Source organism: Bacillus pumilus (assembly GCF_024498355.1).
In the GTDB taxonomy this organism is placed as follows: domain Bacteria; phylum Bacillota; class Bacilli; order Bacillales; family Bacillaceae; genus Bacillus; species Bacillus pumilus_P.
The window spans coordinates 1057145-1075929 of record NZ_CP101833.1 but is presented as its reverse complement, the minus strand read 5'-3'; the positions used below and the strand labels follow the sequence as shown (position 1 = coordinate 1075929).

Sequence of the window (18785 nt, the reverse complement as noted above, 5' to 3'; positions counted from 1 at the left end):
AGGGGGCTATGTGATGAAACCTCAAGCACTGTCATTTCAAAAGATTCAAGCCAAAAGTGAAAGATCCCACCCTTCATTATTTGCGTTAACTTGGCCTATTTTTATCGAAATCTCTTTATATATGCTCATGGGAAGTGCGGATACACTCATGCTGAGCCAATACTCCGATAACAGCGTTGCCGCAGTAGGTGTAAGCAACCAGCTGCTAAATTTATTGATTGTCATGTTCAGCTTCATTACAACAGGTACGACGATTGTAATTGCTCAGCTTTTAGGAGCGAGCCGCGAGCAGGAAGCGGCTCAAGTCGCCTATGTTTCACTAGGAACCAACTTCCTGATTAGCTTTGTCATTAGTCTCCTCATGTTTGTGTTAGCTGTTCCAATCTTACACATGGTGGGGTTATCAAGTGAGCTGATGCCAGATGCAACGGTCTTTTTACAAATTGTCGGCCTGCTTTCTTTTATTCAAGCGCTCATTATGACCTATAGTGCTATTTTAAAAAGCTATGGATATACAAGAGACACGATGTATGTCACCATCGGAATGAACTTGTTAAACGTTGCCGGTAATTATTTCGTCATTTTCGGTCCGTTTGGCTTCCCAGTGTTAGGTGTAATGGGTGTTGCCCTTTCAACCTCACTTGCTCGGTTCATCGGATTAATAGCGATGATCCTGATTGTTCGCCGCCGAATTGGGTTACGGTTTTCACTGAAGAACATGTTTCATATCCAGCGGACGCATTTAAAAAAGCTGCTAAAAATCGGGATTCCTTCTGCTGGCGAGCAGCTCTCTTATAACGGTTCTCAGATGGTCATTACGCTGTTTATTACATTTATGGGAACGCAGGCACTAGCAGCAAAAGTATATACTCAGAACTTGATGATGTTCATTATGTTGTTTGGTGCAGCCATTAGCCAAGGGACTCAAATTTTAATCGGACGCCATATTGGGGCGAAAGAATTCGATGCTGCCTATCGCAGGTGCATGAAAAGTTTATACTGGGCCATTGCCGTCTCCCTTCTTTCTTCCATTGCTTTATCTTTATCATCGACGCATTTGCTTGCTTTTTTCACTAGCAACAGCGAGATCATTCAAATCGCCGGCCTACTCCTCCTATTGACGATCATTTTAGAACCTGGACGTTCTTTTAATATGGTCATCATTAACTCCTTGCGGGCTGCTGGTGACGCGAAGTTTCCTGTGTATATGGCGATGATTTCAATGTGGGGGATCGGGCTTCCGATCGCTTATATATTAGGCATTCAGCTTGAGATGGGCCTGATTGGGGTTTGGATTTCTTTTATCGTGGATGAATGGGTAAGAGGCATCTTCATGTATAGGCGGTGGCGTTCAAAGGTATGGACGGAGTATCGTTTTTCTTCCACATAAAAAGGACTGTGGGTGCAGTCCATTCAGATTGTTGACAAAGAGCTAAAATGATCTTTATTTTAGCTCTTTGTCTTCTTTTCAGCGTGATAGAAAACCTTTAACAAGTAACGGAGCGGAGCAATTTTGACATGCGTGAGCACCGGAGCGCACACCTGACACAGAATGCGGGGGTTTGTCTTTGTCTACACGCTAAAAGGACTGCGGGTGCAGTCCTTTTTCCATTACGTAATATCTTCTAAAATAAGTGCTTTTTCCTGATTTGAAAGAAATGATCGCTGCGTAAAGACGCGGTATTCATTTTCTCTAGTTTTATCTAAAATGGCCTTATAAAAGTGAGCAGCTGCTTTCACCGGCATACGTGAATAAAGCGGAAATTCATGAAGATGGTCAAAAAATTCCTCGTAATACGCCTCTGCCTCAAAAGCAATGTACTCCCATACGTGCTTGAATGCTTGATTGATCACACCTTCTTGCAATTCTTGCTCTGTATACCCAAATTGATCCATCACTTGCTTAGGCAAATAAATGCGATTTCTTTCAGCTGCATCCTCACCAATATCACGAAGGATGTTGGTGAGCTGCATGCCAATCCCTAACGAAATGGCTGCTTCTTTTAGTTGTTCCTTTTTACGCGGCGCAATAATCGGAAGCAGCATGAGTCCAACTGTACTCGCTACATGATAGGAATAGATGAGCAGTTCATCTAACGTTTCATATCTATGCTGCTCTAAATCCATCTCCTGTCCTTGGAGCAGGTCACGGAACGGGGCTTCATCCATACGAAATTCTTGAAATGTATGCTCTAGCGCCACCCACATCGGATCATTCCGGTCTACCTCACCATGTAAGAATCGATCAAACGCCTCCCGAAAGGATGTTAACTCCTCTTTTGGTGAAGGAGACTCATCTACAATGTCATCCGCTTTCCGGCAAAAGGAATAAACAGCCCAAACTGCCTGTCTTTTCTTTTTAGGCAGCATAGAAAAGGCGCGATAAAACGTTTTTGAATGGGTTTGAATGGTCTCCTCACATACTTTCAATGCTGTTTGCACATCAACCACTTAGCTTCACTTCCTTTCTGTCGTTCAAATCTTTTAGTAGCACAGAAGCCATGAGCTTCGCACTTTGCATGACGATCGGTACCCCGCCGCCAGGATGGATGGAGGCACCTACCGCATAAAGATTGTCTGTCTCTGCCACCTTCACTTGCGGGCGAAAGACGCCTGATTGAAACAAATTAGGCGCAAGTCCAAAGCTGCCTCCCTCAAACAATCCTTCTCGCATTGAATCATTTGGTGTTCTTACCTTTTTCCATACAATCGACTCTCGCAATTGCGGAAAGCCTCTTTTCTCAAGACGTTTCAGCATGTTTTCCACAAAGTCTGTCTCCTCTTCCCAGTTGATGTGATCTCCTGAAGGAACAGGAATGAGCATATACAAAACGCTGCAGCCTGCTGGGGCAAGAGATGGATCAATGATGGATGGATTAAATGTATAAAATGACGGGTCTTGAGGGACTGTTTTCGTTTGAAAGACCTCTTTCATATGCTGATCAAAGTGTTCTCCCATAAAAAATTGATGAACAGGTGCTTCATGGTACACCTTATTTAAACCGAGATACACCATCACGCAGCCAGAGGATGGAACGTATTTACGCCGGTCTTGCTCATCTAACCCAAGCTGTTTTAACGCCGCTGGATAATCCCCGTTGATTACAAAGGCATCAGCTGCTATGTTTTCATCATTTACTTTTGCCTTGACCGCCTGTTTCCCCTCAAACTCCAATTGCGCTACTTCTTCATTTCGTCTTACATGCACACCCTTCACTATGAGTTGTCTCTCCAATATATCTACTAAACTGGCATATCCGCCTTTTAAATAGTAGATTCCGTGGGCGTGCTCACTATATGAAACAAGCGAATAAATAGCAGATGCTTCATACGGATTTCCTCCGACATAGAGGGTTTGAAGTGCGTATGCATCTCGCAGGCGTTCATCTGAGAAATATTTTTTTAGAGCGCTTTGAACCGTACGGTACGCTTTTAATTTCATTAAAATCTTTATATTTGCTTTTGTAAAAAATGTACGTTTTTCATGAAACGATTTTTCTAGAAAAGCTTGCTGCCCTTCTTGAAACCGATTCGTCATGTCTTCCATAAATTTCAGAAACCCTTGATCTTCCTTTGGAAATACACGTCTGATTTCATCTAACTGGCGCAGTGAATCAGAGTACTTCGTGTAGGAGGTTCCATCCTGATATTGGATCGTGTACAGCGGATCAAGCTGCAAGAGATCAAGAGATGTTTCGTCAATTCCTACCTCATGTAAAATGCCTTTTAACATATCAGGAAGTAGGACAATGGTCGGACCTTCATCTACTTTATATCCTTTCTCACGTACAAAAGCAAGTCTCCCGCCAAGCCGTTCATTTTTTTCGACAAGGGTGACATCATGTCCAGCTTTTTTTAAATAGAGCGCTGAGATCATTCCGCCAATACCGCCACCTGCAATCAATATATGTTTCTTCATGAGGCGCTCCCCTTTTCGTGATGAGGTATCGTTTTGTGCGTATGTTTCTCTTTTGAAAGAATCGCATTTGTCGTGATGCGTGCTGATTCTAAAATGGTCGGCAATCCGCTTCCTGGGTGCGTTCCTCCTCCAACGAGCCAGCAGTGCTTCAATTCGTCAAATTCATTGTGCGGCCTTAGCACCATCATTTGCGTAAGTTGATGGCCAAGGTTAAATGTAGCTCCTTCATATACGTAAAGGTCTTCCTCCCAATGCTTCGGGGTGATCATCCGCTCGACTTCTATATGCTGTCTAATATTGTTAAAGCCGGTTTTCCGCTCCAGTGTGTCCAGCACAAGTTCTCTGAATTCATCTTGATGCGCTTCCCAGTCAATACCGCTTTGATTATTGGCAACGGGTGCCAGCACATAAAGAGCTGACTTTCCTTTTGGCGCAAGCGAGTCATCTGTTATACTTGCATTTTGAATATAAATGGACGGGTCATCTGGCAGCTCATACGTTTTCGTAATTCCTTTGACGAATTTAGCGTAATCATCGGAAAAAACAATGGTATGATGCGGCTCATCATAAATTGTATCTAATCCTAAATAAAGCATAAAGGTGGAGCATGAGAATTTTTTCTTTTTCAATTTTTTCTCACTATATTTCTTTAAGAGACCTGGCTCTACCAGCTTTGTCATCACATGTGCAAAGTCTCCATTTACGACAACCTCATCTGCCTGTACTTCTTCCCCAGATTCTAAGCGAATGCCCTTTACTTTCCTGCCTTTAGTGAGCAGCTTTTCGACGCCAGATGACAGATGAATAGCTGCTCCAGATTCAATTGCCGCCTTTGCCATCGCTTCTGACAGCTGATTCACGCCGCCTTTCGGATGGAAAACGCCTGTATCATGCTCCATAAACGAAAGGATCGAGAACGCTCCAGGGCATTCCCAAGGTGACATTCCTAAATACTTTGATTGAAACGTAAATGCGTATTTCACCGATTCATTCGAGAAATAGTCTGAGAGCACATCATATAAACTCTTATTTAACGAAAGCTGTGGAAGTGCTCTTATCACCTTCGGACGCAAATAGTGATGAAAACGGTCCATTTTACTTTGTAAAATTGGCGTAAGGCGGTCCATTTTGCGCTTTGTATCGTTCATAAAGCGTACATACCCTTCGCCCTCACCACGTGCAAAGGCTTCTAACCGTTTGTACATCTCGTCTCGATCTCGAATCATATCAAGCTGCTCGTCTTGAAAGATTAGTCTATACATTTCTTTTAATTCAATGACATCGATATAGTCATAAAGATTTTTGCCAGCAAAGGTGAACAGCTCCTCTGCAATATGAATCATGCTGAGAAAGGTAGGACCTGTATCAAACGTGAAATCACCAAGTTGAAACTTAGAGTTACGTCCGCCAACAAAGGGCTGTTTTTCGTATACATGAACGTCATGTCCTTTGCTTTGCAGCATCATAGCTGCCGCAAGTCCCCCTGGTCCTGCTCCGATCACAATGATTTTCATTATCCTTTTTCCTCCAAATTAATTCACTTTAAGTTAATTATACAAATTAGAAAGGTTAGATCAACTTTCGATGTGCTCTAAAAGTCTCTTGCTATGTATCAAAAAAGCCGGCTTCCTTTCAACAAGTGCAAGAAAGCCGACCCTTTATTACGCGTCTATATCAATTCGATATGTTTCAAACCAATGATGAATCTGCGCCAGATGGGCGATTAGCTGCGGACCTTTCATGAGCTGGCCATACCAAGGCACTTGAAAGGAAGCCCCTTCGGTTTCAATCAGCTGTTTCAATTGGTGTGGATCTAAAAATTCATGAAGCACAGAATCTTTTTGCGCAAGGCAATCTGTTAACATCTCTTTCACAGCCTGGGTATAGGCTGGATGATGCGTTTTCGGGTAAGGACTCTTCTTGCGATAAAGCACTTCATTCGGTAAAATTCCCTCTAATGCTTTTCGCAAAACCCCTTTTTCACGATTTCCATGCATTTTCATTTCCCAAGGAATATTCCAAACATATTCGACAAGGCGATGATCTGCAAATGGCACACGCACCTCAAGGCTCGCGCCCATACTCATTCGATCTTTTCGATCTAGCAGCGTTGTCATGAACCAGATCATATTTAAGTAAAAAAGTTCTCTCCGGGCTTTATCTACTCCAGTTTCTCCATCTAAAAGAGGTGTTTCTGCCACGGTTTCTTCATATTTGCTGTGCGCATATTCCTTCAGTGATAGTTTCTTTTGCCACGAGTCTTGAAGAAGCTGTGTGCGGGCTTCAGTCGATCTCATCCAAGGAAAACCATTCGTTTCATTTGCCATATGAAACCACGGATAGCCTCCAAATATTTCATCAGCACATTCACCTGAAAGGCCGACAACGAAATCCTTTTTCATTTCTCGGCAGAACCAAAGTAAGGATGAATCAATATCTGCCATGCCCGGTAAATCTCGAACTTCAACTGCTTCCTTCAAATAAGAAGCCAGTTCCTTTTGGCCGATGACACAGCTGTGGTGATTCGTTTGAAATGCTTTGGTCATTTGATCAATCCAAGGGCCGTCAGCATTCGGCTGGAATTGACTTGCCTCAAAGAATTGATCGTTTCCTTCGTAGTCAATGGAATACGTATGAAGCGGCGCTTTCCCTATTTTCTCAAAGTGCTTGGCGGCAATGGCGGTTATGGCACTAGAATCAACGCCACCAGATAGAAATGTACAAACAGGCACATCAGAGACGAGCTGTCTTGTGACAGCATCTGTAAAGAGATGTTTGACGTGCTGAGCGGTGTCATCAAGTGAGTCTGTATGCTGCTCGCTTTTGACATTCCAGTACCTCCACACACGCAGGCCATCTTTTGAAAAGGTCAAAGCATGTGCAGGTCTCAGCTCTTTTACACCTTTAAATACCCCTTGCCCTGGTGTTCTAGACGGTCCTAAGCCAAAGATCTCTGATAACCCCTCATGATCGACTTTTGCTTTCATATCAGGGTGAGCAAGAAGTGCTTTGATCTCTGAACCAAATAAAAAGGAATGATGACGTTCTGTATAGAAAAATGGCTTGACACCAAGCCGGTCTCTCCCTGCAAATAATAATTCACGCTCACTATCCCAGATCACAAATGCAAAAATACCATTAAAATGGGTGACACACTCTTCCTTCCATTCTGTGTAAGCGTGAAGAAGAACCTCTGTATCAGAATGCCCAAGAAAGCGGTGCCCCTTTTTTAATAATTCTTTTCTTATATCCTCCGTGTTATAGAGCTCTCCATTGTATACAACCGTATAATCATGGTTTTGATGTGTATATGTCATCGGCTGCTTTCCGCCTTCTACATCTACAACCGCTAACCTTTTATGCCCGAAAAGCACATGCTCACTTTTCCACGTATTTGTATCATCTGGCCCTCTTTTAGATAATGTCTCTGTCATTTGATTGATTACATGATCCTGTTGGATGAGCTGCTTTTTAAAGTCTGCCCAGCCTGTTATTCCACACATCATCATCAGCTCCCATCCGTTTTTCATCAAGTGTTCTCTTTCAGCCTTTCTTAGTTTATGCATCGTCTCCTTGATAGTTGATTTGTCCTTTTTTTCCGGCGTATAGGACAAGCATCATTTGGTAAGAAAAGAAAGAGGAAAGGAGCTTTTGCAAATGGAGAAACGAATGAAGCATCTCGAGCGCTGCAGCCGAAGGTGGTGTAACGGGTATTTACTGATTGAAAACGGGCATTGTTTAATCGAAGATGAAGAAGGAGAGATCATGCTGCCAGAAAGTCTTCAAAGCTCTATGATCTGTTTGGAAGAGAATGACCGATGGACAAAAGGAGAATTGCTCGGGTCTATGATTCTTCATGAAAACGGGCAGTTGCTGGAAGTACAAGGCGGTGAAATGATTCAATATACAGCATCTCTTGCCAAAGGGTGGCTTGACTTACTCATGTTCGTACCTGAAAACGTTTTTTATCAAATCATTGAACAAGTAGAACAGTTTGGCTTTTCCGTCTACGATTGTGTCTTCTCTTCCTTTCATCCTTTTCAATGCGTCTCTTTCTTTCAGTTTTCAGCAGATACACAATCGCTAGCACTACAATGTCACCATGAGCCTGCCGCCGGTCAAATTCGTTTTGAATGGACCACTTCTGACGGTCACCGGTCGGTTTCCAAGTTTGATGTCACATAAAAAGGGCACTGCTTCATATAAGCAATGCCCTTTTTATATTAAAAGATATGGAAACCGATCGGCAGACGTAAACCAAGAAGAATGGTCACAATCGCAAACACGATAAAACCAATCAACACACCCGTCACTGATTTTCCTTTTTTCTTGCGTACAAGAACCATTTCCATGAAACCGATCACAAGGATACCGAGTACCATTTTGCCGATATACTCGCCCCCGAAACTTGGAATTTTCATTCCTGTGCGGACATACAGCTCTACGCCTGTTGCGATAATGAGCAAGTAGAATAGTCTGACGATCATGTGCACAATTTTAGCACCTTTGTCGTTTTTACCTGCTAGAGCAAAGGCCACGAAGAATAAAATAATCCCTAGTACCCACGCTGTAATATGTAAATGTGTTCCCATTTGTTATTTCCCCCTTTATCAGAACAAGTACCATCTCATCGTACCACGAAATAAGTCGAACACAAAGCGACAATCCTGTGTCAACATGCCCTTTATTTGACGCGATTCGATAACGTCCCAATCGGTTCAATCGTGATGTCAATATGATCTCCTGAAGCTAAAAACTTTGGCGGTTCAAAGCCTTTGCCAACCCCAGAAGGTGTACCCGTTGCAATGATATCACCTGCTTCTAGCGTCATCCCTTTTGAAAGAGTTGAAACAATGTCCTCAATCGGAAAGATCATTAGTTCCGTACTGGCAGACTGACGAACTTCTCCGTTTACCTTTGTTTCCACATGGAGCGCTCCATGATCCTCGATCACTGACTTATGAACGATATAAGGCCCCACCGGACAGGATGTATCTAAGCTTTTGCCTATGAAAAATTGTTTATGTTTTTTCTGCAAATCTCTTGCCGTTACATCATTTAAAATGGTGTAACCGAAGATATAATCGCGTGCCTGTTCAGGTGCAATATTCTTCCCTGATTTGCCTATGACGATGGCAAGCTCACCTTCGTAATCCAATTCACTTGTCACACCTTCATGAAGAAGAATATCCGCTTCGTGTCCAACCACTGAAGTAGGCGCCTTTGTAAAAATCATCACGTCTTTAGGAATATCTGCCGCACTTCCCATCTCCATGACATGATCTTGATAATTCTTTCCAACACACATGATGTTTTTAGCTGGTTTTGGAATCGGTGCATGGAGTTTGACGTCAGAAAGCGGATATACATAAGAGCCGCGGTCTTCCTCTTTTTTCTCAGCCCAATCAAGAAGCTGTTTGACGTGTTCGACAAACTTGTCCCCCATGTTGATGCATTCAGCTAAAGAGTTTGGCAGTGTCTCCAGCTCAAATAATTTAGCCTCGGCCTTTTTAACGTCCATCACCCATTCATCATCAATGACTACCCCAATAAACATCCTGTGATGTATCTCACCTGTAAAAAACTTCATGTCTTCCCCTCACAATCTTCATTTCGCTAAGTTATGATGTCTCATTTTATTTCTCTACGAAATAAAAAAAACCCTTTTTTATCATACTCTCTTTTAAAAAGGGTTTCAAAAATGATGACCTCATGTTTAGCGGTAGCGTCGATATTCCCACATATTCCCTTGATCCCATTTACGATCAACATTTCCTCTGCTTCGGGAATGATGCTTTTTCTTTCCGCATCTTCGGCAAGAATGACTTCGTCTGTGATGATGAGAACGTTTAGATCGATGGCTGCGGTGTGACTTGCGGCAGCTTTTCTTATGATGGGATCTGTGTTTGCTACGGCATGATTTTTTCGGTTCACTCTTTTTGCTTCGGCATGATTTTTTACTTTTACACGACTTTTTGCTTTTGCATGGCTTCTCACTCTTCACGCTTTTCTTTGAACAGCGGCTTTTTTTAGAGCGATAGCTTTTGTGGCTTTTTTTACTGCGGTGTGACTTACGGCAGCCGCCTCCACCAAAGAACCAATGACGGCGTTTTGAATGACGAGAACGATCTGATTTGTGCGAATGTCTCGATTCTGGTTCACGATCTAAGTGATGATCACGTCCCTCACTTCGAAGTGAATCAACTGCATGTTCAATATGTGAATGATCAAATGTGCTCACGAACAATTCCCCTCCCCAGTCTATGTTTTGACAAAACAAACAGACAAAACTGTTTATCTTCTCTGCTTTATGTTACGAGACTGGGTAGACAAGTGTTCTTGGCGAATGCCTCTTTCTTTCAAAACTCCATGATTACCTATCAGCAGGGGTACAGGACATTCCTTCATTTTCATATAGTAAAGAAGATCATAGGAGGCTGATGAACACATGACCACAGAACCTTTAAAGCAACTTGATATTTGGATTCACCCAAAGGATCTTATTGAATTAAGAAAAGACGTCTGGAACGATGAACCTGTTGAGGCCATTCTTAAAACCGGCAAGACCAAATCACATATTTATGCTTCCTACCGCGGATCACACATTAGAAAGCTCAAGAAAAAGTCCTATCAAATTGAATATAGAAAACCCAAAAAAAGACAAGGCGAAGCCATCTTTCATTTAAATGCAGAGTACAATGACCCTTCTTTTATTCGAAACAGGCTGTCCTTTTATTTCTTCGAACAGATGGGGGTGCTAAGCCCTGCCGCTTCTCATGTATTCTTGACCATCAATGGAAGAAAAGAAGGCATTTATTTAAAAATAGAATCCGTGGATGAGCTATTTCTTCAAAAACGGCAACTATCAGGAGGCGGTATTTATTATGCAGTAGATGACGACGCCAATTTCTCCCTTTTAAGTTCATTTGATAAAAAGCCCAAAAAACACCTTCTTCTCGGGTACGAGAAAAAAACGGGTACATCAAGACATGACGAGCAACTGAGCGAATTTATTTACTTTCTGAATACAGCAACAGACGACATTTTTGCAGAAAAGATTGAGCAATACCTTGATGTCAATCAATATTTCCGCTGGCTCATTGGTGTAGTGTGCACCCAAAATTTTGATGGCTTTGTTCATAACTACGCTCTTTATGTGAATGAACAAGGGAGGTTTCAAGTGCTTCCTTGGGATTATGATGCGACATGGGGCCGTGACATTCATGGAGAAGAAATGGCGTTCGATTATATTCCAGTAAGCGGATTTAATACATTAACCGCTAGATTACTAGATATTCCTTCGTTCAAGAGAGCCTATTATGCTCTTTTCCAGCATGTACTAGATACACATTTTTCACAGGACCGCCTCTGTCCAATAATCGAGAAATGGCATGACTCTATTGAGCACCGAATCGCAGACGACCCATATACGAAAGATCGAAAAGAAGTACTACAGTCAGAGCGAGAGTTAATTCGGCAGTATATCAACAAAAGACGACGTTATTTACAAGCTGAGATTAGAAAAGAGACCTCTGGCACGTAAGAACTTTTTCGAATTTTGTCACTTTATTACTCATATTGACGAAACAGCTTTTTTTATAGAAAAATAGAGTATACTAACCATATCCTTCTATTTGATAAAAAATGTGAGAGTTGGCGTCCGTTATGATCAATTATGAAATTGAACAAAAAAGATTACATTTAATTGAGACTGCAAAAAAATTCGGTATGAATGCTGAAGAAACCATCAGGTGCAGTCAAGAGCTTGACACACTCTTAAATAAAGGCAGCAAATACACCTCTAAAGAATGCTCGAATAAAGGGTAAACCATACACCTAATTCCTCTCATCAAAAGCTTTTAAAAAGACAATCACACATTAAAAGACCCATCATAAGCTATGGTGAAACGCCCAAAATCAAAGCGCACTAATTTTATAAAGGATGTGCACCGCTATGCCGGCTATTGTTGGAGCCTTTAAAGTAAATGCCGTCGGAACGAGCGGAGTCGTTCATGTTGGAGACTGCATCACCATTTCTCCAAATAGTCAGGTTAAAACGTTTGCTGGCGCAGGCAGTTTTAACACTGGTGATCAATTGCGCATTAGCAACTATAAAAGTGTGACAAATACGTACGACAGTGATGTCATTGATCAACCGCTTGTTGGTAACTTGTAAGGAGTGAGAAACCGTTGAACTTCTATATTAATCAAGCGATACAAATTAATTATTTACGTGTGGAGTCTGTGAGTAACTCATCTGTTCTGCAAATTGGGAGTGCTGGATCAATCAAGGCGCTTTCCAACCTGTATAACACAGGCAGCTACGTAGAATCAGCACCTGCCGCAGCAGGCTCACAAGGAATTGAAGAATCTCAAGGCGCAAGCACAGTACCTTTTGTACCGCTTCAGTCACCAACAACTTAAGTTCATCTGCAATCCCCGGAGGTGTATGTAAATGTATGACTATCAAAGCAACGCTTCACAAGTGTATGGCATCATTCAAAAGCAAACACAACAAATCATGATGCTTGAAAAAAAGCTTAACGAGCTTCAGCAGGAAATACAAATGATCAAAGATAAACCGACAACGAATATTGAACGGATTGATTATCAATTTGATCAACTGAAAATCGAGCGGCTGGAAGGTACATTGAATATTGGCCTCAATCCATCTGATCCAAACAGTGTTCAAAATTTTGAAGTAGGCCAAACAACAACCCCGGGAATTGGAATGATGCAGCAAGAAATGGCTGATCAATTTTTCAATCAAACACGCCAGCTTGTCGATGCATTTTTAAATGAAGAAGCACCAGAACTTCTTGAAGAACTAGAGGAGCGATATGAAGGCTCTCTTGATGAAAGCAATAAACACCATATCATTGAGGACATTCGAAAACAAATTGACAGCAGAATCAAATACTATGCGGGACAGCTGCCACAACGGGAAGATATGACCCCGCTGCAGCGTTCAGAGCAAATTGCTGAATATGTGAAACATGATGTGAAGCGGGCGATTGAGCATTTTTTAGCCCATATTCCAAGTGAAACGAAAGGAGAGGAAAACGGATGAATTTCACAGTTGTCAACCGCAACATCGAGACCGGAAGCATTAAAGTAGTTGGGGTATCGTCCTCTTCTCTATTTATCATCGGGGACACAGACCATGTACAATTATCCTCGATTTTCGATACACCGCCAGAATCTCTTATTATCGGCCCGTTTGTTCCTCTGTCACCTCAATAATGATGAAGCGCACATCTCAAGTGAAGTTCACGAAGGTGAATTCTGTCGGGATTTCGAGTGTAGTTCAAATTGGTGATACACAGGAGCTATGCCCGAAGATCAAGGTGCTGGCTGTTCAACGAACGATTAGTTTGTTTTATGGGAATGAAGCAGAAAACTTAGATGCAAAAGAATTTGAAGTGTATTATGAGCCCATTCCATTGATGCTGCCAGAACGATCAGTTAGAACGGCATTTCACCATGAAAAGCCGGTTATTAAAGTTTCTTCGATACATGTAGAAGGGGTGTCGTCATCCTCTGTATTTCAAATTGGCTCTACGTGTAGAATGAATGGCGTTGCGCGAGTGAAGCATATTCGACAGTTATTTAGTATTTAGCAACGACGAAAGTCCGCCAAACTCACAAGTGGACCTACCTGCGCATATGATGATGATATGACTTCGAATAAAGGATGTCGATTATGCCAGCAATTGTCGGACCCATTTACATTAACTCTATTTCTGGAGGCGTCGTAAACGTCGGTGACTCATTTTACCTTTCGCCTAAAAGTTCGTCAAAATCTGCTTTAGGCTCTGGAGCGGGGAATACCGGAGATTTCTTGATATTAAATAATGGCATTAGCGCCACCAACTATGTGGATCCTGACTTAAATGATCAGAATATGGTAGGCAATGCATAAAGCGACTCCTCTACGCTCATTTCATTTAGAGGAGTGCTTTTTTATGCTTATTTCTTTCTGCGTTGTCTCGATTTTTTTGTTTTGACCAGCTTGCTTGCCGGCTGTTTTCGAATCCATTTGATGTACGGAACAAGGTTTTCATCTTGTCTTAGCGCATCAAGCGTGTTCAAACGTGCGGCAAGCTCCTGGTTTGTAAAAAGGGCATGCACTTGTTTATGGCAAGAGATGCACAGGAAGGCAGTCGGTAAAAATGCCCCACCTTCTTCTCTTGGCGTTAAGTGGTGTTCCGTGAGCAGGACATCTTGTCTTCCGCACAGCTCACATAATCCAATCGTTTGCTTTGCCACCCTGTCATCACCTCAACATTTACATTAATTCCATTGATACTGTTGTCCCTTTCCCGCTTGGATCTGCTGGGTGGACAATCAGTTTCTTCGGCAGTCTCATCTTCAATTCTTCCACATGGCTGATCACACCAACTGCTAAATTTTGAGACTGTAGTTTCTCTAGTGCAGTAATCACCGTATCCAACAAGTCTTGATCGAGTGTACCGAACCCTTCATCAAGGAAGAAGAATTGCAGCGGGAACTCACCTCTCAGCTGGATTTGCGCTGAAAGAGCAAGCGCAAGCGCCAATGACGTCAGGAAGGTTTCTCCGCCAGACAAGCTGGACACTGGGCGTCTAACGCCGCCATTGGCATCATCACGCATCACAAAACCGCCTTCTGAGTCGACTTCAATTGCATACCTTTGTCTCGTCAAAATGCCTAGACGGGCTGATGCATCACGGCTGACACTTTCTAACTGTTCTTCTGCTAGGAACTCAACAAATGTATTCCCTTTAAAAACAGTTTGCAGCTTATCGAGCCGATCAATTTCTTGCTGTAGTCCTTCCAAGCGTTCATGAATACTTGCAAATCGCTGATGATTTTCTTCAATCACACGCAGGTGTTCATGTGCAGACCCGCTCATCACTGTTGCTTCTTCAAGTGCCTTTTCTGCCGCTTCTTTTCTTAATTGAACCTCTGTCCACTGCTCTTCATCTAGAGACTCCTCTTTCAGCAGTTCAGAAATTCGCTTTAAGTTTGCAGCACACTGCTTTCTTTTATCCTCAAATTCTTCAATTTCCTGTTTGACCGTATGACGTACTGCTCGATCCATGAAAGCAGACTCAATCTCCTGCGGCTTATGAAAAGGAGAAGTCTCTGTTTCTTTTTGCCATGCTGCTTCAGCTTCTTGTTTTCGCTGGTTAGCCTCTTGGAGTTGACGCTCACTGCTTGAAAAATGGCTTTGCGCCTCACTAAACAGTTGCTGCGTATGCTTTAATTGCTGGTACGATTGCTGTTCTTTTTCATTTAGATGACTAAGAGACTGTTCAACCTCGATCAGTTCATCAGAAATAGAGGCAGCTTTTAATGGATATCGCCCTATATCTGTTTCATATTGATGGATGAGCTGCTGCTGACTTTCTAGCTGATGCGCTAGTTTATCTAGCTCCTTCTCTAAATCGTATGTGGTTGTTTGCAGCTGCTCTTTTATCTGCTGTTTTTCTTCTAAAAACGAAATACTTTTCTCAATACGTTCTTTATAGCCTTCTGCTTGTTGGTCCTTTTCATCGATTTGCTTTTGCATCTCTTGCACTTGGCTCAATATAAAGTGCGGGAAGGCCTGCTCAAATTGTGTTGTTTGCTCTGAAAGCTCAGATTGAAGCTCCTTGATCAGTACCTCTAATTCTTGAATACGCTGCTGTTCAAATGTCAATTGATCTTCCATTTTGTTCATCTCTGCTGCCTGATCACGGGTTTCATCCATTAAACGAGCACGTTTACGTTCAACTTCTTGAATATCTTGTTTCATGGCTTTCCATTCTTGAATCAGATGCTGCAAGGACTGCGGATTTTGCACTGCTTCTACTGCTGCAGCTACCTCCGCACCGGGGGCTTTTTGAGATAAAAAGGCGAACTGCTTTACTAATTGATTGGCATACGTTTCTAGCAGCTGCTTTGCGGCATACATGTCTCTAGCATATTCCTCTGCTTGCTTGAGCTCTTTGTCTATTCTTTGAATGACTTCATCGATTTGGGTAACAGTTTCTTCATGGTCATTGGCTATCGCAGCTTTTGGATCATGATGAATCGACCCACAAACGGGACATGGCTCACCATCTACAAGCTCTGCCGCTAATTCTTTTCTTAATTCTGCTGCCCTTACAGCATCACGCTGTTTTAATTTTTCGAGCTTCTGATTTTGTTCTCTCTTACTCCATTCTGTAAGAGCTCGCTCAAATTCACATACATAAAAATAGAGTTGTTCAATCGCTTGAAACGACTGGTCTATTTTTTCGTGATGGTCTTTTTGCTGTTTTTGAAGCTTTTCATAAGCTTCTGCAGCCTGTGAGGATCGCTTTTTTAGCTCCCCAATCTTTTGTTCTTCCTTTTGAATGTTCTGATTGATTCTTTGAACATTTTCACTTAAACGCAAAGCCTCCTGTACACTTTTCCGCTCTTTTACAGAGACTTGTAATGGCTCCAGCTCACGCTTCAGCTGTGTTTGTTTCGTCAGTGCACGCTCTAATAGAGATTGGAGATTCTCTGCTTCTGCTTTTTTTTGTATCAATTGCTGCGCTTTTTCATTTTTTTGCTGCTCTAGCCCCGTCTTTTCCTGAAGAGCCGCCTCTTTTTTACGTTCAATTTCCTTTAACTGAATCAGCTGTTCTTTCTTTTGAAGAAGCGCTGGCTCAGTCTCTATTTTTGTCTGCCGGGCTCGCTCATACTCCTGCGTCATTTGTTCATAGATCGTTCGTTGATGAAGTAACTGTTTTTCTGCTTCTTGCTTCTCTTTTGACGCTTGAGAAAGCTGCTTTTCAGCCTTTGTTAATGCATCCGCATAGGGCTTTAATGTCTCTGCTTGCTCCGCGATGTTGAGTTGAGTTTTTTTCTCTTCCATCGTTGGTGCCAACAGGTTGAGCTTGTTTTGTTCAGTCTCATATGCCTCTAGTTCTTTTTGATACTGCCAAATCGCTTGCGCCTTTGTAAAAGCAGTTAACGCTTCGTCCCGCATTTGTTTTTTCTCATGAAAAATGGCCTTTGCCTGCTTAGCGGCTTCCTTCGCTTGCGCTAATGCCTCTGGGCCAGCTTCTCCTAAGCCATTCAGTTCAGCCAGCAGTTCATTTTTCTGCCCATACTGGTTCTGAGCCTTTGCCCGCAAACGCTTGACGAGCTGATCACCATACTTTTCTAGATTAAACAAACGCTGAAGCATTTGGCGTCTGTCGGCTCCTTTCAATGAAAGGAATTCTGCAAACTTTCCTTGTGGTAAGACAACCGCTCTCGTAAAATCATCAATTGTTAATCCAAGTAATTCTTCTATTTTACGATTGACCTCACTCGCTTTATCTGCAAGAACTGTCTGCGTATCACTGATTTCAATCAGCCGGCATAATGTCGTTCTGACCTTCATTTCATCTGCTCGCTTGAAAGCACGTTCGACTTTATAAGAAATGTGATGCTCCTTTTGCAAAGCGAATGTAAAGGAAACCGACAGTTTTTCTTCAGCTTGGTTCAAAATACCATGTGTATTATTTAACGCACGTTCAACTTTGCCATAGAGTGCTAGTGTCATGGCATCTAATATGGATGACTTTCCGCTTCCTGTCGGTCCAAAGATGCCGAACACACCTGCATCACATAAAGAGCTAAAGTCAATGATTTGTTCTTCTCTGAAGCTATGAAGTCCTTTAATGGTTAGCGTGATCGGCTTCAAGTCGCTTCCTCCTCTTGCATGTCATTGGCAAGCTCTAAAAACAGCTTGACTGTTTTTTCATCAGGCAGACCGCCACCTGTCTGGCGTTCATAAAATTTCACGAATCGCTCTTCGATTGAGAGCTTTTCCACTTGTTTTTCTTCTTCTATTTTCTCTAATTCTTTGAACTTTGGTCTAATGTGGACAAAACCACTATGCTGCTTTCGGAGCTGATGGATCTCTTCAATTGACAGTTGATCTGTTAAATGAATCTCTAAATCAATCCAGGCATGAAGATCCCGTTTCTCATCTAGCCACTCGTGTACTTGACTCAGCCCCTCAGTCGCCTTCCACTTCACAAGTGGTTTACCGCTTGATAAAAACACTTCTTTCCAGCTTGCTTTTTCATTAGGCTTTGCATCTACAATGGTGACTGATTTGGCATAGCCTGACTCTGAAAAGCTATAAGCAAGCGGTGATCCAGAATAGCGGGCAATCGTTTTGGCACGTTTGATAGTTTGCGGACGATGCAAATGACCAAGTGCGACATAACATGCGGCTTCGGGAAGACTTTCAGCCGCAACGGTATATGCACCTCCTACTTCAATCGGTCTTTCTGAATCTGTTTGACTTCCTCCTGCCACATAAATATGGCTCGTTGCGATATTGACGGTATCAGCTTGGAATTGAGCACTTAAATGTTGAAACGCTTGTTGTATTTTTAAATTGTAATGATCACGAAGCAGTTTCTCTTCAAATGTTTCAGCCAGCACCTCGTTTAGCCTCGCCTCGGACGGATAAGCGAGTGCTGCAATGGATAGACGTTCACTTGAAGAAGGAACATTGACGCGGATCATGTCATTTGTCGGATAGCCAATTAAATGAATCCCCTGATCATTTGTTAAAGGAGATGCGGCTGATAAGCGATCCGGATTATCATGGTTGCCTGAGATGACCACAACCTGACGCTTTCCTTTATCAGATAATGCAGACAGACTTTCATAAAAAAGCTGCTCTGCTCTAGCAGGTGGGTTCACTGTATCAAAGGCATCACCAGCCATCACAATGACATCAATTTGTTCGTCTTTGACGATTTGATACAGTTCATCTAAAAACTGAGCTTGCTCGTCAAGCCGGCTTCGGCCTTCAAGGGTTTTACCGAGATGCCAATCCGCTGTATGCAGAATCCTCATGTGATTCACC

The 18785-nt window shown here is 42.4% G+C and carries 19 protein-coding genes and 1 pseudogene; 10 read left to right on the top strand and 10 right to left on the bottom strand.

The features are described from left to right. Positions 1–13 precede the first annotated feature (13 nt). On the top strand, positions 14–1390 hold the full coding sequence (locus NPA43_RS05280; protein WP_099728155.1) for an MATE family efflux transporter: 1377 nt from the start codon (positions 14–16) through the stop codon (positions 1388–1390). A gap of 221 nt (positions 1391–1611) precedes the next feature. Here the strand turns inward: NPA43_RS05280 and NPA43_RS05275 are convergent, their stop codons facing one another. From NPA43_RS05275 to asnB, 4 genes are all read right to left on the bottom strand, one after another. Further along, a complete protein-coding gene (locus NPA43_RS05275; protein WP_099728154.1) occupies positions 1612–2451 on the bottom strand; it encodes a phytoene/squalene synthase family protein in 840 nt (279 codons plus the stop codon). Next, positions 2444–3919, bottom strand: a complete 1476-nt coding sequence (locus tag NPA43_RS05270) for a phytoene desaturase family protein (RefSeq protein WP_099728153.1) — start codon at positions 3917–3919, stop codon at positions 2444–2446. The genes NPA43_RS05275 and NPA43_RS05270 overlap by 8 nt, the downstream gene beginning before the upstream one ends. Then, positions 3916–5433 carry a phytoene desaturase family protein gene (locus tag NPA43_RS05265; protein WP_099728152.1) on the bottom strand — a complete coding sequence of 506 codons (1518 nt, stop codon included), beginning with the start codon at positions 5431–5433 and terminating at the stop codon, positions 3916–3918. The genes NPA43_RS05270 and NPA43_RS05265 overlap by 4 nt, the downstream gene beginning before the upstream one ends. A 147-nt stretch (positions 5434–5580) precedes the next feature. After that, positions 5581–7422, bottom strand: a complete 1842-nt coding sequence (gene asnB, locus NPA43_RS05260) for an asparagine synthase (glutamine-hydrolyzing) (protein ID WP_099728169.1) — start codon at positions 7420–7422, stop codon at positions 5581–5583. A gap of 154 nt (positions 7423–7576) precedes the next feature. Between asnB and NPA43_RS05255 the strand changes: the two genes are divergently transcribed. Next, entirely contained in the window at positions 7577–8104 is a 528-nt protein-coding gene (locus tag NPA43_RS05255) for a DUF2777 family protein (RefSeq protein ID WP_099728151.1), read from the top strand. A gap of 38 nt (positions 8105–8142) precedes the next feature. Here NPA43_RS05255 and NPA43_RS05250 read toward each other — a convergent pair whose 3' ends face one another. From NPA43_RS05250 to cotG, 3 genes are all read right to left on the bottom strand, one after another. Continuing rightward, on the bottom strand, positions 8143–8511 hold the full coding sequence (locus tag NPA43_RS05250; protein WP_099728150.1) for a YisL family protein: 369 nt from the start codon (positions 8509–8511) through the stop codon (positions 8143–8145). Between the two features lie 92 nt (positions 8512–8603). Next, positions 8604–9509, bottom strand: coding sequence for a fumarylacetoacetate hydrolase family protein (locus NPA43_RS05245; protein ID WP_099728149.1), 906 nt, complete (start codon positions 9507–9509; stop codon positions 8604–8606). Positions 9510–9635: 126 nt separating this feature from the next. Continuing rightward, positions 9636–10160: a CotG/ExsB N-terminal domain-containing protein gene (gene cotG, locus NPA43_RS19210; RefSeq protein ID WP_370461118.1), complete on the bottom strand. Its 525-nt coding sequence runs from the start codon at positions 10158–10160 to the stop codon at positions 9636–9638. Positions 10161–10367: 207 nt separating this feature from the next. On the opposite strand from cotG, the gene NPA43_RS05235 reads away from it, so the two are divergent. From NPA43_RS05235 to NPA43_RS05200, 8 genes and pseudogenes are all read left to right on the top strand, one after another. After that, positions 10368–11462: a CotH kinase family protein gene (locus NPA43_RS05235; RefSeq protein ID WP_256499450.1), complete on the top strand. Its 1095-nt coding sequence runs from the start codon at positions 10368–10370 to the stop codon at positions 11460–11462. Positions 11463–11584: 122 nt separating this feature from the next. Continuing rightward, positions 11585–11746: an aspartyl-phosphate phosphatase Spo0E family protein gene (locus NPA43_RS05230; protein ID WP_099728147.1), complete on the top strand. Its 162-nt coding sequence runs from the start codon at positions 11585–11587 to the stop codon at positions 11744–11746. A 127-nt stretch (positions 11747–11873) separates the two neighbouring features. Next, on the top strand, positions 11874–12095 hold the full coding sequence (locus NPA43_RS05225) for a spore germination protein (protein WP_003211745.1): 222 nt from the start codon (positions 11874–11876) through the stop codon (positions 12093–12095). 14 nt (positions 12096–12109) lie between these two features. After that, the gene (locus tag NPA43_RS05220; RefSeq protein WP_099728146.1) at positions 12110–12343 is read left to right on the top strand and encodes a spore germination protein GerPB; all 234 of its coding nucleotides are present in this window, start codon (positions 12110–12112) and stop codon (positions 12341–12343) included. A gap of 31 nt (positions 12344–12374) precedes the next feature. After that, positions 12375–12989, top strand: coding sequence for a spore germination protein GerPC (gene gerPC, locus NPA43_RS05215; RefSeq protein ID WP_099728145.1), 615 nt, complete (start codon positions 12375–12377; stop codon positions 12987–12989). After that, positions 12986–13162, top strand: coding sequence for a spore gernimation protein GerPD (locus tag NPA43_RS05210; protein WP_099728144.1), 177 nt, complete (start codon positions 12986–12988; stop codon positions 13160–13162). The genes gerPC and NPA43_RS05210 overlap by 4 nt, the downstream gene beginning before the upstream one ends. Continuing rightward, positions 13162–13600, top strand: a pseudogene (locus NPA43_RS05205) (spore germination protein GerPE). The gene NPA43_RS05210 and the pseudogene NPA43_RS05205 overlap by 1 nt, the downstream one beginning before the upstream one ends. 22 nt (positions 13601–13622) lie before the next feature. Continuing rightward, positions 13623–13841 (top strand): spore germination protein, encoded by a 219-nt coding sequence (locus tag NPA43_RS05200; RefSeq protein ID WP_003211468.1) that lies wholly within the window; start codon positions 13623–13625, stop codon positions 13839–13841. Positions 13842–13888: 47 nt separating this feature from the next. Here NPA43_RS05200 and NPA43_RS05195 read toward each other — a convergent pair whose 3' ends face one another. The 3 genes from NPA43_RS05195 to sbcD are packed head-to-tail and all read right to left on the bottom strand — an operon-like array spanning position 13889 to position 18775. Continuing rightward, entirely contained in the window at positions 13889–14188 is a 300-nt protein-coding gene (locus NPA43_RS05195; RefSeq protein WP_230030939.1) for an HNH endonuclease, read from the bottom strand. Between the two features lie 19 nt (positions 14189–14207). Further along, complete coding sequence (sbcC, locus tag NPA43_RS05190) at positions 14208–17603, bottom strand: exonuclease subunit SbcC (protein WP_230030940.1); 3396 nt, start codon at positions 17601–17603, stop codon at positions 14208–14210. Then, the gene (gene sbcD / locus NPA43_RS05185; protein WP_099728140.1) at positions 17600–18775 is read right to left on the bottom strand and encodes an exonuclease subunit SbcD; all 1176 of its coding nucleotides are present in this window, start codon (positions 18773–18775) and stop codon (positions 17600–17602) included. The genes sbcC and sbcD overlap by 4 nt, the downstream gene beginning before the upstream one ends. Positions 18776–18785: the final 10 nt, after the last annotated feature.

What these genes read in the sequence shown, in the direction of transcription:
- NPA43_RS05265 (WP_099728152.1), bottom strand. Translation starts at nt 5,433, where the DNA reads ATGAAAATCATTGTGATCGGAGCAGGACCAGGGGGACTTGCGGCAGCT.
- NPA43_RS05245 (WP_099728149.1), bottom strand. Translation starts at nt 9,509, where the DNA reads ATGAAGTTTTTTACAGGTGAGATACATCACAGGATGTTTATTGGGGTA.
- asnB (WP_099728169.1), bottom strand. Translation starts at nt 7,422, where the DNA reads ATGTGTGGAATAACAGGCTGGGCAGACTTTAAAAAGCAGCTCATCCAA.
- NPA43_RS05210 (WP_099728144.1), top strand. Translation starts at nt 12,986, where the DNA reads ATGAATTTCACAGTTGTCAACCGCAACATCGAGACCGGAAGCATTAAA.
- NPA43_RS05200 (WP_003211468.1), top strand. Translation starts at nt 13,623, where the DNA reads ATGCCAGCAATTGTCGGACCCATTTACATTAACTCTATTTCTGGAGGC.
- sbcD (WP_099728140.1), bottom strand. Translation starts at nt 18,775, where the DNA reads ATGAGGATTCTGCATACAGCGGATTGGCATCTCGGTAAAACCCTTGAA.
- NPA43_RS05235 (WP_256499450.1), top strand. Translation starts at nt 10,368, where the DNA reads ATGACCACAGAACCTTTAAAGCAACTTGATATTTGGATTCACCCAAAG.
- NPA43_RS05280 (WP_099728155.1), top strand. Translation starts at nt 14, where the DNA reads ATGAAACCTCAAGCACTGTCATTTCAAAAGATTCAAGCCAAAAGTGAA.
- gerPC (WP_099728145.1), top strand. Translation starts at nt 12,375, where the DNA reads ATGTATGACTATCAAAGCAACGCTTCACAAGTGTATGGCATCATTCAA.
- NPA43_RS05270 (WP_099728153.1), bottom strand. Translation starts at nt 3,919, where the DNA reads ATGAAGAAACATATATTGATTGCAGGTGGCGGTATTGGCGGAATGATC.
- NPA43_RS05230 (WP_099728147.1), top strand. Translation starts at nt 11,585, where the DNA reads ATGATCAATTATGAAATTGAACAAAAAAGATTACATTTAATTGAGACT.
- NPA43_RS05255 (WP_099728151.1), top strand. Translation starts at nt 7,577, where the DNA reads ATGGAGAAACGAATGAAGCATCTCGAGCGCTGCAGCCGAAGGTGGTGT.
- NPA43_RS05225 (WP_003211745.1), top strand. Translation starts at nt 11,874, where the DNA reads ATGCCGGCTATTGTTGGAGCCTTTAAAGTAAATGCCGTCGGAACGAGC.
- NPA43_RS05250 (WP_099728150.1), bottom strand. Translation starts at nt 8,511, where the DNA reads ATGGGAACACATTTACATATTACAGCGTGGGTACTAGGGATTATTTTA.